Origin of the sequence: Dyadobacter luticola, from assembly GCF_005860805.1 — a bacterium.
In the GTDB taxonomy this organism is placed as follows: domain Bacteria; phylum Bacteroidota; class Bacteroidia; order Cytophagales; family Spirosomataceae; genus Dyadobacter; species Dyadobacter luticola.
In genome coordinates, this window is record NZ_VCEJ01000004.1 from 1,176,148 (window position 1) to 1,190,724 (window position 14,577).

9 protein-coding genes are annotated in these 14,577 nt (G+C 47.7%); 6 read left to right on the forward strand and 3 right to left on the reverse strand.

Going from position 1 to position 14,577, the window contains the following annotated elements; genetic code table 11:
- Positions 1 to 524 precede the first annotated feature (524 nt).
- The 4 genes from FEN17_RS15600 (at position 525) to FEN17_RS15615 (ending at position 10,382) form a co-directional block, all read left to right on the forward strand.
- Complete coding sequence (locus tag FEN17_RS15600; protein WP_229208889.1) at positions 525 to 3,659, forward strand: SusC/RagA family TonB-linked outer membrane protein; 3,135 nt, start codon at positions 525 to 527, stop codon at positions 3,657 to 3,659.
- An 11-nt stretch (positions 3,660 to 3,670) separates the two neighbouring features.
- Positions 3,671 to 5,557: a RagB/SusD family nutrient uptake outer membrane protein gene (locus FEN17_RS15605; protein WP_138366268.1), complete on the forward strand. Its 1,887-nt coding sequence runs from the start codon at positions 3,671 to 3,673 to the stop codon at positions 5,555 to 5,557.
- A gap of 93 nt (positions 5,558 to 5,650) precedes the next feature.
- Positions 5,651 to 9,040, forward strand: a complete 3,390-nt coding sequence (locus FEN17_RS15610) for a VCBS repeat-containing protein (protein WP_138366269.1) — start codon at positions 5,651 to 5,653, stop codon at positions 9,038 to 9,040.
- Positions 9,018 to 10,382 (forward strand): vanadium-dependent haloperoxidase, encoded by a 1,365-nt coding sequence (locus FEN17_RS15615; protein ID WP_445438707.1) that lies wholly within the window; start codon positions 9,018 to 9,020, stop codon positions 10,380 to 10,382. Before FEN17_RS15610 ends, FEN17_RS15615 begins: the two co-directional genes overlap by 23 nt.
- On the opposite strand, the gene FEN17_RS15620 is transcribed toward FEN17_RS15615, so the two are convergent.
- Positions 10,286 to 11,092, reverse strand: a complete 807-nt coding sequence (locus FEN17_RS15620) for a patatin-like phospholipase family protein (RefSeq protein ID WP_138366270.1) — start codon at positions 11,090 to 11,092, stop codon at positions 10,286 to 10,288. The genes FEN17_RS15615 and FEN17_RS15620 overlap by 97 nt on opposite strands.
- Before the next feature lie 10 nt (positions 11,093 to 11,102).
- Positions 11,103 to 11,942, reverse strand: a complete 840-nt coding sequence (locus FEN17_RS15625; protein ID WP_138366271.1) for an MBL fold metallo-hydrolase — start codon at positions 11,940 to 11,942, stop codon at positions 11,103 to 11,105.
- Between the two features lie 144 nt (positions 11,943 to 12,086).
- On the opposite strand from FEN17_RS15625, the gene FEN17_RS15630 reads away from it, so the two are divergent.
- A complete protein-coding gene (locus tag FEN17_RS15630; RefSeq protein ID WP_138366272.1) occupies positions 12,087 to 13,235 on the forward strand; it encodes an FAD-dependent oxidoreductase in 1,149 nt (382 codons plus the stop codon).
- Positions 13,236 to 13,256: 21 nt separating this feature from the next.
- Here FEN17_RS15630 and FEN17_RS15635 read toward each other — a convergent pair whose 3' ends face one another.
- Positions 13,257 to 13,445: a hypothetical protein gene (locus tag FEN17_RS15635; protein WP_138366273.1), complete on the reverse strand. Its 189-nt coding sequence runs from the start codon at positions 13,443 to 13,445 to the stop codon at positions 13,257 to 13,259.
- 95 nt (positions 13,446 to 13,540) lie between these two features.
- On the opposite strand from FEN17_RS15635, the gene FEN17_RS15640 reads away from it, so the two are divergent.
- Positions 13,541 to 14,554: a threonine aldolase family protein gene (locus FEN17_RS15640; protein ID WP_138366274.1), complete on the forward strand. Its 1,014-nt coding sequence runs from the start codon at positions 13,541 to 13,543 to the stop codon at positions 14,552 to 14,554.
- The last annotated feature ends 23 nt before the right edge of the window (positions 14,555 to 14,577 follow it).

A 14,577-nucleotide genomic window follows, 5' to 3' on the forward strand; every position in this document is an offset into this window, starting at 1 on the left:
CATTTGCCGAAGCGCCGAAAACCGGACAAAACTAGGATTTTTGTAACTTATATATTACTAAATCAAAGATTTCGTAACTGAAAAATGTTATTTATTGTTATTTTTCTAGAATGCATATTCATAAAACGGGAATGCTTTTATTTGTAAGAAAATTAATATCTTTTTGTACAATCAAGCGAGTATATCTTTTCGATTGGCACTTATCCTACAAGTTTTCGTCAAGATTTTGCAACCAATTGTGTTAAATATACACGCTTCGAAAACCTAGCTAAATAGAACGCAGAACTCAACCCCTAACATTTAACCTATGTAAAAAACTTTCCCAAAAATCACCTTCTTTAAACTGTAACGTCGGCATTTTTAAAAATGTCAATGTGAGGCTTTACGTTCCGTGCTTACACGGTTAAGCAACTTTTCCCCAATTTTCTAACTCTAAATTTTAATCTATGAGAATTTCTACTGAACAGATATCTCGTGCCATTTCACGAGGTATTTTTTCACTTGGACTGCTCCTGGCAACTGTCATGATATCCCATGCACAGAATGTCATCAAGGGTAGGATCAAGGATGAAACCGGTCAAGCATTACCGGGCGTCAGCGTCGTCGTGAAAGGCACAACAGCCGGTACGGTGACCGACAATACGGGTAACTATTCGGTAAATGCCGACAAAAATTCCACGCTTGTATTTTCTTTCATCGGTTACCTGACGCAGGAAATCGAGGTGGGTAACAGAAATAACCTCGATGTGGCGCTGGTATCTGATACCAAGGCGCTGACGGAAGTGGTGGTTGTAGGTTATGGTACCGCCAAAAAAGCAACATTGACCGGTTCGGTTGTGGCTGTAAAAGGTACCGAGCTTGAAAAAGCGCCTTCTGCCAACCTTTCCAATACGTTAGGCGGACGTCTGCCGGGTATCTCTACGGTACAGTCGAGTGGTGAGCCGGGTTATGATGGTTCGGCTATCCGTATCCGCGGTACCAACTCCCTGGGTAACAGTAATGCGCTGATCGTTGTGGATGGTGTTCCCAACCGTAGTGGTGGTTTGGACCGTCTGAACCCTGCTGACATTGAAAGTATCTCCGTTTTGAAAGATGCGGCTGCGGCAATCTACGGTTCACGCGCTGGTAATGGTGTTATTTTGATCACCACCAAACGCGGAAAATCAGGTAAGCCACAATTGTCTTATGACATGAATGTGGGTATGAGCCAGCCGACTGTAACCCCAAAAATGTCGGATGCAGCGGAATATGCCACAATCCGTAACGAATTGCAGATCTATGACAACCTTCCTGCTGGTCAGTGGAATGGTGCGCTGCAAGGTTTTAATACCAACGGAACTTACACAAGAACTGACAATGGTAACGTGTTAACTGCTGTATTCCAGCCAGGTGACATTCAGAAATACAAAGATGGTTCTGATCCTTTGCTGCACCCGAATACGGACTGGTATAGCAAAGTAATCCGTAAATGGGCTCCGCAGCAGCGCCACAATGTGCAGCTGATGGGCGGTAGCGAGAACATCAACTACCTTGCTTCTCTGGGACACATTAACCAGGATGGATATTATGTCAATTCTGCTACTGGTTACAAGCAGTATGATATGCGTGTCAACCTGGATACCAAAATCAACAAATACCTGAAAGCGAAGCTGGGTATTGCGCTTCGTGAAGAGTTCCGTCACTTCCCGAACGGTGGTGGTGCAGGTGATATCTTCCGGATGTTGATGCGTGGAAAACCAACTGAAATCGCGATCTGGCCAGACGGACGTCCCGGCCCCGATATCGAAAACGGTCAGAACCCTGCTGTAATTACTACAAATACAACAGGTTACAACAATGACAAACGTGATTACATTCAGACAAACGGTGCTTTGGAACTGGACGTTCCTGGCGTTCCTGGCTTGAAAGTGATGGGTATGGCCGCTGTCGATAAAATGCAGCGCCGCCAGAAATCCTTCCAGCAGCCATGGACTTTGTACTATTGGGATAAAAAATCTTTCGAAGCCGACGGAACCACACCTGTTTTGACGGGATCGGTACGCTCGACTTTCACAGATCCGCGTTTGACAGAATCTTCTTCGCAAGAACTTTCCGTTCAGCTTACCGGTCAGGTTTCTTACGAAAAATCAATCGGTGCCCACAATTTCAATATCATGGGTGGTATCCAGCGTGAAAAAGTGGATGCCGATGGTTTCAATGCTTACAGAAGATATTTCATCTCACCTGTGGTTGACCAGCTTTTTGCGGGTGGTACGCCTGAGCAGAATATCGGAAACTTTGATCTTTATAAAAGAGCACGTTTGAGCTACTTTGGTCGTGCCGGTTATAACTTCAAAGAAAAGTACCTGGCTGAATTCCTGTGGCGTGTAGACGGTTCTTATGTGTTCCCAAAACAAGGCCGCTTTGGTTTCTTCCCCGGGGTTTCTGCGGGATGGCGTTTGTCGGAAGAAGATTTCTGGAAAAACAATGTGCGTTTCATGAACAATGTGAAACTGCGTGCTTCATGGGGACAAATGGGTGCTGAACCTTATTTCCTTGGAACAGAAACATTGGCTGAGTACCAATACCTCACAACTGCCGGATTCAGTAACTATGTAATCAATGATCAGGTTGCTAAAACCTTGCTGGAAGCGCGTGTGGCTAACAACAGCTTTACCTGGGAAGTTGCCAACAACGTGAACTTCGGTATCGAGGGAACATTGCTCAATGATAAACTTTCATTTGAGTTTGACTATTTCGTGAACAATCGTTCTAAAATCCTGATTCCGAAAGTAGGATCTACGCCTTCCACTGCGGGTATCGACGGAAAACTTCCACCTCAAAACCTTGGTAAACTTCAAAACAAAGGATTTGAATTTAAAGTAAGTTACGACGGATCGGCAAACGACTTCACTTATTCTGTAAGTGCAAACGGAGGATATGCCAAGAATCAGATCAAGTACTGGGACGAAACGCCGGGAGCGCCTTCTTACCAGCGCACCACAGGAATGCCTTATCAATCTTTCCTGGTGTATCAGTACGACGGTTCTTTCAAAGACCAGGCTGAGATCGACGCCAACAAAATCGACTACAAGCCGATCACGGGTAACCTGCTTCCTGGCGACATGAAGTTCAAGGATATCAACAATGATGGCAAAATCAACGCCGATGACCGTATCCGTTCAGAAAAAGTACAGCGTCCATGGTTCACATATGGTGCTACTGTCAACCTGGGTTACAAGCAGTTCGACTTGTCGGTTCTCTTCCAGGGAGCGATGGGCGGCTTGCAGCTGGTAGGACTTACAGAATCGGGTGACATTGGTAACTACCTGAAATATGACTTCGACCACCGCTGGACGATCGACAATCCTGACACCAGATATCCACGTCTGACCAACCGCAGCAACCGCTATTATACCAATACAGGTACTGCCGGATTTAACAATTACTTCCTGAAAAGCAACAACTACCTGCGTATGAAAAACGTGGAGCTGGGTTACAACCTGCCTTCGGAGTTCGGTTCGAAGATCGGTTTGAGCAAATTCCGGATTTATGTAAATGGATTGAACCTGTTAACATTTGCGAAAATCAAGATCTGGGACCCGGAAGCTACTACAACCAGTGGCCAGTACTATCCTCAGTCAAGAATTCTTAACGCAGGTCTACGTGTAGCATTTTAATGATCAGAAATATGAAATTCAGATATAAAAGTATAATTGCCATCGCCCTGCTGACTGCGGGAGGGCTGTGGTCCTGTAACTCCGACTTCCTGGATGTGACGCCGCCAAGCGAGATCGCGGGCGACCAGGTATGGACTGACGGTGCGTTATCGGAAGCATTTGTGACAGGTATCTACCAGGGATTGCAGCAAGGTGGTTTCAGCGAGCAGATGCTGGCTTCTTTGACCGACGAAGCGGTATTTACCCACACAGGCCGTAACATTAACACGGTGAACGAAGGTAGTTTGAGCCCATCCAACCTGGGCTGGGTGGATGACACTTACGGTTGGAGCCCGATGTACATTCGTATCCGTGCTACCAACATTGCGATCACCAATCTGGCAAAAGCAACTTTCACAAACACCACCTTGAAAGACAGGCTGATGGGAGAGGCTTACTTCCTGAGAGCGTATTACTATCAGCAGCTGGTGCGCTACTACGGTTCCGTGCCTCTGATCAAGAAGGTGTATGACCTGAACGAAGATTACGCTGTGCCGCGCAATACTTTTGACGAATGTGTGAAGTCGATCGTGAGCGATGCGGACAGTGCTGCCCTGCTGCTGGACGGAAAAGCGGCTGTTAAAGGCCGCGCTACAAAAGTGGCTGCCCTGGCGCTGAAATCACGTGTGCTGCTTTACGCTGCGAGTGATTTGCATGACATTCCAACTGCAAAGGCGAAGTCTACCGTCATTTCCGGTTTCTCAAATCCTGAATTCCTGGGATATGTTTCTGGCGACCGCAAGGCCCGCTGGACTGCCGCACAAGCTGCTGCAAAAGCAACAATCGATGCTGGAAACGGTGGTTACAAACTGAATTTGACCGCTCCTGCAAGTGCTGCCGACGGTAAAATCAATTACATGTCGATTGCGATGGCCGGTGCCAGCGGCGACAAGAGCCTTGATCCAAGTGCAAGCAGTGAGATCATTTTCGGACGCTACTTTACTTCAAGTTTGAGCGAAGGCGCGCGTCAGACAGGTTTGAACAACGGTCCGAACGGATACCACAACTGGGCTGGAAACACGCCGATCGGTTTGCTGGTGGATGATTACGAAATGATGGACGGAACGCCTTTCTCCTGGACCAACCCAACTGAAAAAGCAAATCCATACGTAAACCGCGACCCACGTTTCTACGCAACAGTAATGTATGATGGTGCCAACTGGAAGCCACGTAACAAAATCTCGGGCAATGTTGACCCTGCAAACCAGATCCAGACAGGTGCTTATGACCTTTTGGATGACAAAGGCGCGTTATTCAACCGCAAAGGCCTGGATACACGCAGCTCTACGATCGAAGACTGGAATGGTAGCCGCACAGGTTACTACATGCGCAAGTTCATCGATCCAAACCCGGATCTGGTTGATAACACCGACCGCCAGAACATTCCATGGCCTTTCTTCCGCTTCACTGAGGCAGTGTTCAACTACATTGAGGCGAGCATTGAGCTGGGCCAGGATGCAGAGGCACTTAGCTGGCTGAACAAGATCCGCTTCCGTGCAGGTATGCCGGCCATCAAAGCGACCGGTACTGCTTTGAGAGACGCTTACCGTCACGAAAGAAGAATTGAGATGGCTTACGAAGAGCAGCGCTACCACGATGCACGTCGCTGGATGATCGCGCCGACAACATTGGGCCGCCCGCTGCAATACATTTCAGTGATTGGAAAATTCAAGGCTGGGAAGTCTATGAAAGAGCCATATCATTATGATACAACGGTTTATGACTACACTTACACCCCGGTGGAAGAGAAGTCGCACGAGAACCGTACGTGGGTGGATAAGATGTACTTCCGTCCGTTCAGCCGCGATGAAATTAACCGGAATGCCAAGTTGATGCAAAACCCGGGTTACGACAAATAGTTAGTATTTATTGGTTAATTTTACAGAAACTATGCTGTCATTTTGAAAGCATAGTTTCTTCTTTTATACATGAATCCATTTTTCTGCTTTGCTATGAAGCGAATGAAATCCTGGACAACAGGAATTGTAGTTTTAGTAAGTTGTTTGTTGTTCAGTGGCTGCAAAAAAGGCGACCAGAAAGAAGTTGAAGATAAACCCAATACCGGCCCGCAGCTTTTTACCCTGTTAACCCCCGAACAAACCAAAGTTGATTTTGCTAATACGCTTACCGAAGGGTTGAATACCAACGTCCTGATGTACGAATATTTTTACAACGGGGGTGGCGCTGCCGCAGGTGACCTGAATGGTGACGGTCTGGACGATATTTATTTTACCGGAAACATGGTTCCTAACAGGCTGTACCTGAACAAAGGAAACATGGCATTCGAAGACATTACCGCAGCAGCAGGCGTCGCCGGCCGTGACAGGCCCTGGAAGACAGGCGTGACGATGGCGGATGTAAATGGCGACGGAAAACTGGATATCTATGTTTGCTACTCAGGCAATGTATCTCCTGAAAGTCTCAGAAATCAATTGTTCATAAATAAAGGCAATAACCCAGGCGGAATTCCTGAGTTTGAAGAGGTAGCCGAAAAATACGGACTGGCCGACCCAAGCAACAGTACGCAGGCGGCGTTTTTCGATTTTGACAAAGACGGTGACCTGGATATGTTTTTACTAAACCACAATCCCAAAGCCCTGCCGATTCTGGATGAGGCCAGCACCGCTGATCTGCTCAAAAAGGATGATCCAATTATCGGGGTAAGACTATATCGGAATGATCAGAAAGGCACGGGCGACCCTAAGTTTACGGATATTACAAAAAAAGCCGGGATCCACAGTTCACCCCTCACTTATGGACTGGGTATTGGCATTGCCGATGTGAACATGGACGGCTGGCAGGATATGTACATTTGCAATGATTACTCGATCCCCGATTTTTTATATATCAACAATCAGAACGGCACATTTACCGACGCGCTGGACGCCGGGATGGGGCACACTTCCCATTTTTCGATGGGCAATGATATTGCAGATTTTAATAACGATGGTCTACCGGACATTTTCACACTGGACATGCTGCCGGAAGATAACCGCCGGCAAAAATTACTGGCCGGCCTTGATAATTACGAACTGTTCGAGTTCAATGTAAAGGTAGGTTTCCATCACCAGTATACGCGTAATATGTTGCAGCTTAATGAGGGGCTGGGTAAAAATACGAAAACGCCATACTTCTCCGAAATCGGGCAGCTGGCTGGGATTTCCAATACGGATTGGAGTTGGTCGGCGCTTTTTGCCGATTATGATAATGACGGCTGGAAGGATTTGTTTATCACCAACGGAAACCTGCGGGATTACACGAACCTGGATTTTGTCAAATTCATGGGGGATAATTTGAAGCGGATCGAAGGTCAGGTGAAGCGCGAAGACGTGCTGAAACTGGTGTACCAAATGCCTTCTTCGAACATGAAGAACTACCTTTTTCAAAATAAAAAGAACCTGACCTTTACCAATGTGGCCGACGCGTGGGGTTTGGGTGAAATTTCGAATAGTGGCGGCGCGGCTTACACCGACCTGGATAATGATGGCGACCTGGACCTGATCGTCAACAACATTAACAAACCTGCATTTATTTACAGGAATGATGCCGACAAGCAACTCAAAAACAATTTCCTGAAAGTAAAGCTGGAAGGAGAAGGCAAAAATGCGCTCGGTATTGGCGCGAAAGTCACTATATATAAAGGCGGCAACCGGCAATATCTCGAACAGATGCCGACGCGCGGATACCAGTCGAGCGTGTCGCCGGTGCTGCATTTCGGACTTGGAAAAGAAACTGCGATAGATTCACTGACGATCACCTGGCCAAGCGGAAAAAGGGAGAAGCTGGTCAATCCGAAAGTCAATCAGCAGCTTGTTCTTGCTGAAAAAAATGGAAAAAAAGGGGTGCTCAAACCGGCTGGTCCTGCAACTATTTATACATCCGTCAGTTCGCCAATCGCATTCAAGAGCCCGGCAACCACGACGAATGATTTCAAGCGTCAGCCTTTGCTGATCAACCCGGTTTCATTTTCAGGACCTTGTTTGAGAAAAGCCGATGTAAATGGGGATGGCCTGGAAGATGTCTTTGCAGGCGGCGGTTCGGGAGAAGCGGCGAAGCTGTACATTCAGCAAAAAGGCGGCGTATTTTCCAATAAACCGGTGGCCGCGTTCGAAGCCGATAAGCAATGTGAGGATACCGACGCTCTGTTTTTTGATGCAAATGGTGACGGCGCTCAGGACCTTTTTGTCTGCAGCGGCGGCTACGCCAATTTTATGCCGTACGATCCCTTGTTGCAAAGCCGGCTGTATCTCAATGATGGTAAAGGTAACTTTACAAAAAGCACAAATGCACTTCCTAAAATGCTGACCAGCACCAGCTGCGTCCGCACTTCTGACATTAACGGTGACGGCAAACCTGATTTGTTCGTCGGCGGGAGGGTGATACCGGGACGCTATCCTGAAACGCCGCGCAGCTACGTTTTGATCAATGATGGAAAAGGGAATTTCAAAGATCAAGCTGCACAGATCAGCCCCGGAATCGAGCAAATAGGGCTGGTTACGGATGCTGCCTGGACGGATTTGAATGGTGATAACAAGGCCGATCTCATCGTAGTAGGGGAGTGGATGCCGGTAACGGTATTTGTCAATGTGAATGGTAAACTGGAAAATAAGACAACCGATTATTTTGACAAATCATACAGCGGCTGGTGGAATAAAATTCTTGTTGATGATCTGAATGGGGATGGAAAGATGGATCTCGTGATCGGTAATATGGGGCTCAACACGCAATGTAAGGCCAGTGATAAAGAGCCGGTAGAGATGATCTACAAAGATTTTGACGACAACGGTAATGTCGACCCGATCATGAGTTTTTATATCCAGGGAAAAAGTTATCCGTATGTCACCCGCGACGAGCTGCTGGACCAGATGAGTATCATGCGCACCCGCTTCCAGGACTATAAAAGTTACGCCGAGGCGACTGTAAATGAGATTTTTACCGCTGATGAGCTGAAAGGTGCGAAAGAATTGAAATCGAATTTCCTGGAAACCGCCTATTTTGAAAGAGGGTCAAATGGCAAGTTTATCAAGCAAACATTGCCTTTGCAGGCGCAAATTTCGCCGGTCTACACCATTACGTCACTTGATTTTGATTCGGATGGAAAAAAAGATATCCTGCTTTGCGGCAATGTCAGCAAGGCCCGGCTTCGTTTTGGCAAGTATGATGCAAATTATGGCGTTTTACTTAAAGGTGACGGCCAGGGACATTTTCAGTATGTGAACCAGAATGTGTCGGGTTTCAGGCTGAAAGGCGATGTCAGGAGCGTCCTGCCGATCGGGAATAAGTTGTTATTTGGGATTAATCAGCAAGAAGTTAAAGCATATCAAATTGGTCAGGTTCGTTAATTTCCTCATTGTTATCTCCGTCATTTTATTTTTTGACGGGTGTAAAAAGAAGCAACAAAATACAGCAATCAATCCTGCTACGATCGGACAGATCACCTTGCAGATGACCGACGTGATGGTGCACGATGTCACCAACCCGCCGCTGAGTTCCCGCTTTTTTTCTTATGCTTTGCTGGCTGGTTACGAGGTAGTTGCGCAAAATGATTCGGCTTATGAAAGCATGCACGGTAAGCTAAATGATTTTCCTGTGGTAAGTAAACCTGCGGTGGAAAATTACGCTTACCAGCTTGCCGCGGCACTGGCTATGTTGGAAACAGCCAAGAAAATGCAGCCCTCGGGCGCACTTTTGCAAAAATACCAGGACAGGCTGTTGGACTCCTGCAAGACACTCGGATTTGACGAGGAAACCATCGCCGGATCGCAGCAATATGCGGTGGAAATCAGCAAGCAGATCCTGAAATACGCCAAAGCCGACAAGTATAACCGGATCAGTAATTTCCCCAGGTATGAGCCCAAAGGCGCGCCAGGTACCTGGTTTCCGACTCCTCCTGGCTATTTCCCGCCTGTGGAACCGTTTTTCGGTACAATACGTCCGTTTACGCTGAATGCCGCCTCGCAGTTCAAACCCGAGCCGCCGGTTGCTTTTTCAGAAAGTAAAAGCGCTGATTTTTTTCATTTGATGAAAATGAATTATGATGACAAAAATGACAATGCTGAGCACCAGGTAATTGCGGCTTTCTGGGATTGCAATCCTTTTGCTTTGGAAAACAAGGGGCATTTGCTGGTAGGGATGAAGAAGATTTCGCCGGGGGCACATTGGATGGGTATTACGGATATTGCCTGCAAACAAGCCAAGGCTGATTTTGGAAAAACTTTGCTGGTAACCACCTCGGTGGCTATCGGGCTCATGGATAGTTTCATGACCTGCTGGGACGAAAAATACCGCAGCAACCGCATCCGTCCCGAAACTGCCATCCGCAAATACATCGACCCGACCTGGCGGCCGTTTCTCCAAACCCCGCCGTTCCCGGAATATCTCAGCGGACATTCCGTCATTTCCGCCTCGTCAGCCGCCATTTTGACCCATTATTTCGGCGAAAACTTCGCCTACACCGACACCGTCGAAGAACGTTTCAACCTCAAAGCCCGCAAGTATAACTCCTTTTGGGCCGCCGCCAACGAAGCCGCCATTTCCCGCTTTTACGGCGGAATCCACTTCATGGACGCGATTGATAACGGGGTAATTCAGGGTAAGGAAGTGGGGAATTGGGTGATTGGGAAGTTGGGAGGATCAAAAGGCAAATCTTTGGCCGAGGTTTCTAACAAATCCCTCGTAAACTGATACCCAACCTCATACAACTCCCGCGCCTTCCGGAAGTCGAAAATGCTGAACCGGCTTAGTTGCGGTGGCTCGATCGGTAAGTTGCATTGTTTGAAACGTTCCCGCGTTTTACCATGCATGGCGAGGATCAGGCTGCGGTAGACAATTTCGGTTGTTTTTTTTAAAGGTTTGTCCAAACCAAAAGGGTTGCAGTGGCTGCCGATGACATAATCTACCTGATCTTGAATGTGTTCTACGGGTAAGTTGTTGAGGACGCCGCCGTCGACCAGCTCGTGCTCTCCCAGTTTTATTGGACTGAAAAGGCCAGGAATGCAGCAGGAGGCGAGGAGTGGCGCGGCCAGTTCACCAGTTTTGAATAAGATTTCCTGCCCTGAAACGACGTCGGTGGCATTGATGACCAGTGGGATTTTTAAGGATTCGAATGAATTTTCGGGGATGTACTGACAAAGTACGCGCTCCATTTTTCGTAAATGCAGCAGGCCATTTACGCCGAATCCGGGCCGGAGGTAGGGATAAAAGCGTGTTTCGATGAGCTTATTGAGGATTTCCAGTGGCTCATAGCCGTAGGCGATCATTGCGCCAACGAATGCGCCGGAGCTGGTCGCGCTGATGGCATCGAACTTAATACCTTTTTCCTGCAAAGCCTGAATGACACCGATATGTGCAATTCCGCGCGCGCCGCCTCCCGACAAAACCAGACCGATTTTCATTTTAAAAAGCTCAAAGAAATTCAATTAACGCAGCCCGCTCTTTAATGCGTATACCCTTTTCAGTTTGCTCCACCAACGCCGCCTGATAAATCGGATCGTGCTCGAAAAAGAGGATATGACCCTCATTTACTGCATTTTGCAGCACATTGGTTTTTTCTGTCATGCTTTGCAGCGGCCGCATATCGTAGCTCATCACCCAGGGAATCGGAATGTGAAAAGACGATGGAAGCAGATCAGCCGCGTAGATGATTTTTTTATCCTGATAATGAATCACCGGCAGCATCATTTGCTCGGTATGCCCGTCCACCATGATAAAATCAATGTTTGCAAAAGGTGAGTCGCCAGAAATGAATTTCAATTGCCTCGATTCTTTGATCGGATAAATGTTTTCTTTCAAAAAAGACGCTTTCTCCCTCGGATTGGGATTCACCGCCCAGTCCCAATGCGCTTCGTTGGACCAGTAAGTAGCATTCGGAAATGTAGGCAAAAGCTGCGAACCATCGCTGCTAAAATGTACCGCGCCGCCGACGTGATCGAAATGTAAATGTGTGAGTATCACATCCGTAATGTCAGCAGGTTGAAATCCGGCATTGGCGATGGAGGATTGCAATGTAGCGTCACCGTGCGGATCGTAATAGCTGAAAAACTTGGCGTCTTGCTTGTCGCCCATGCCGGTATCGATGAGTATTAGCCGGTCACCATCTTCGATCAGCAGGCAGCGCATGGCCCAGGTGCAGAGGTTATTTTCGTCCGCCGGATTTTGTTTGTTCCAGATCGATTTGGGCACAACCCCAAACATGGCGCCACCGTCCAGTTTGAAAAAGCCGGTATCAATTACGTGAATCGTCATACTGTAAATACTTTTAAGCTTTCAAAAAGCCGTTTTTAATCCGAAACAACATAGCATTATTTTCCCGGAATTTAAGCAAAACCGACTTTCGTGGATTAACTTGTTGGAAAATGAAAATTTCACTCCTTACCTTACTCACCAGCAATGAATCGTAGAAATTTCTTTGAAAAAGCCGTCCCGGCCTCTTTTGCGCTCGGCGCCATCGCATCTTCCTGCGCGCCAAAAACACAATTAAAGTATCCTGATAAACATTTTTACATCGGCCAGGGCTATCACCAGATACCCAAGCCGCGGCTCTCGATGGACCGTATCGTGAAAGAAACGGTCGGGCTGCGTCCTTTCCGGGCCTCCGGGCCGAGGCTGGATGTGGAGCAACTGGGCAACAAAACCATTGTGCATAATTACGGGCATGGTGGTAGCGGCTGGTCACTTTCGTGGGGGACGGGTAACATGGCGAGAAACAATGTGTTGAAAACCGGTGAGAAGAAAATTGCTTTGCTGGGCTGCGGTACGGTTGGAATCGCTACTGCTCGGTTGTTGCAGGAAAGTGGCTGTGAGGTAACGATTTATACGAAAGATGTGCCGCCAAATGTGACGAGTAACCTCGCAACCGGTACCTGGTCGCCGGCATCGCGGGTTTGTGATAAAACGGTCGCCAAGCCGGAATTTCAGAAAATTTGGGAAGAAGCTACGCGGTTCTCTTTCAGGCGGTTTCAGTTTTTGCTAGGCATGAACGACATTGCCTGCTGGGCCGAAGAATATGGTGTTTTCAAAGATGCGCCAGTGTATATTCCGGGTGCAGGTGGCGAGGATTTTGAGATTGAAGGCCTGCTGCCCGAGCGGGTAGCGCTAAGTCCCAAAGAGCATCCTTTCAGAGACGCGAATGTGACGAGGCGTACCAACATGATGTTCAACATTCCCACTTACCTCCGGCATCATTTGCAGGATTTCACCATGTTTGGCGGGAAAGTCAAAATTCAGGAGATCAAAAAACTGGAAGATATCGACGCGCTGCCCGAAAAAGTGGTGGTCAACTGCATGGGCCTGGGTGCAAAACCGGTTTTCAATGATCAGGAGCTGACGCCGGTATCAGGGCAACTTTCCTGTCTGATCCCGCAAAGTGACATTAACTACAAATTGTACACGCAGGGCGCCAATTTTATTTCCCGTAAAGACGGCATTTACATTGGCAGCAACGGAATTGTAGGGAATTGGGACACGACACCCAGCCGCGAGCAAACCGAAAAAACAGTGGGTATTCTCATGAAACTGATCGAGAATATGCGGGGATAATGTTTTACGACAAATGCTATCTCAGGCCTGACCCTCGTCCAAATGATACCTGCGGCGGATTTCATTGACCAGAAACTTCTTGTGCGCTGTAAAACTTTCGGGATGCATGGTGGCGAACATTTCTTCCCACTCCCGGAACCGGCCCGGATCGGCTGCTTTGAAAGCTGCCGCATCGATTTTTTTCAATTTTAAATATTCGTCAAATTCCATTTCCGCGATTTTGGGTGCAATATATCAGTTAATGGGTTTGGTACTTACCCTTTGTTGTTCCGTTATTGGTTGAAAATTAAAATTACCGCGTGAGAATGAAAATTGATCTGAGAAGTGATACAGTGACCCGTCCGACAGCGGAAATGCAGCAGGCGATGTGGACGGCGGAAGTGGGAGATGATGTTTTGGGTGATGACCCTACTGTGATTGCTTTGCAGGAAAAGGCAGCCAGCATGTTCGGGATGGAAGACGCACTCTTTTGTGCATCGGGTACGATGACTAACCAGCTGGCGATCAAGGCGTATACGCAGCCGGGGAGCGACGTCATCTGTGATAAACAATCACATATTTATTTATACGAAGGCGGCGGGATTATGATGAACTCGCTTTCATCAGTGAAATTGCTGGAAGGCGACCGCGGGAGAATTTCAGCCGCGCAGGTAGCAGAGACGATCAGCCCTGAGCATGACATTCACTCGACGGTAACCCGGCTGGTTTCCTTGGAAAACACCATGAACAAAGGTGGCGGCTGTTATTATGATCTGGAAGAAATCAGGGCGATTAAGAAAGTGTGTGAAGAGCGGAATGTTCCGCTGCACCTGGATGGGGCCAGGCTATTTAATGCACTGGTAGAAACTGGTGAAACGCCGCTCCAACACGGCGAGATTTTTGACAGTATCAGTATATGTTTATCCAAAGGTTTAGGCTGCCCGGTTGGTTCTTTATTGATTGGTACCCATGACATTATAAAAAAAGCGAGACGTTTCCGCAAGGCAATGGGCGGGGGCTGGCGGCAAGCTGGTTTTCTGGCAGCCGCCGGGATTTATGCTTTGGATAACCACGTGGAAAGGCTCAAATATGACCATCGCCGAGCGAGGATTATCGGTGAAATGTTTGCCGAAAAACCGGAGGTAGCGGAAATATTTCCGGTCGATACCAACATTGTCATTTTGCGGCTGAACCAGGGAATTTCCGAAGCGGAATACGTCGCAAAACTCGCCGAATCGGGCATTCTTGGAATAACATTCGGCAAAGGTCTTGTGCGGTTTATCACGCATCTGGATTTTACCGACGATCACCTGGAAGAAATGCAAAAAATATTAAAATAGCGGTCGCGGGGGAAACCCCGACC

Bases quoted from the DNA above. Each gene is read 5' to 3' on its own strand.
- FEN17_RS15620 (WP_138366270.1), bottom strand. From the start codon at position 11,092: ATGAAAATCGGTCTGGTTTTGTCGGGAGGCGGCGCGCGCGGAATTGCA.
- FEN17_RS15635 (WP_138366273.1), bottom strand. From the start codon at position 13,445: ATGGAATTTGACGAATATTTAAAATTGAAAAAAATCGATGCGGCAGCT.
- FEN17_RS15600 (WP_229208889.1), top strand. From the start codon at position 525: ATGATATCCCATGCACAGAATGTCATCAAGGGTAGGATCAAGGATGAA.
- FEN17_RS15605 (WP_138366268.1), top strand. From the start codon at position 3,671: ATGAAATTCAGATATAAAAGTATAATTGCCATCGCCCTGCTGACTGCG.
- FEN17_RS15630 (WP_138366272.1), top strand. From the start codon at position 12,087: ATGAATCGTAGAAATTTCTTTGAAAAAGCCGTCCCGGCCTCTTTTGCG.
- FEN17_RS15625 (WP_138366271.1), bottom strand. From the start codon at position 11,942: ATGACGATTCACGTAATTGATACCGGCTTTTTCAAACTGGACGGTGGC.
- FEN17_RS15640 (WP_138366274.1), top strand. From the start codon at position 13,541: ATGAAAATTGATCTGAGAAGTGATACAGTGACCCGTCCGACAGCGGAA.
- FEN17_RS15610 (WP_138366269.1), top strand. From the start codon at position 5,651: ATGAAGCGAATGAAATCCTGGACAACAGGAATTGTAGTTTTAGTAAGT.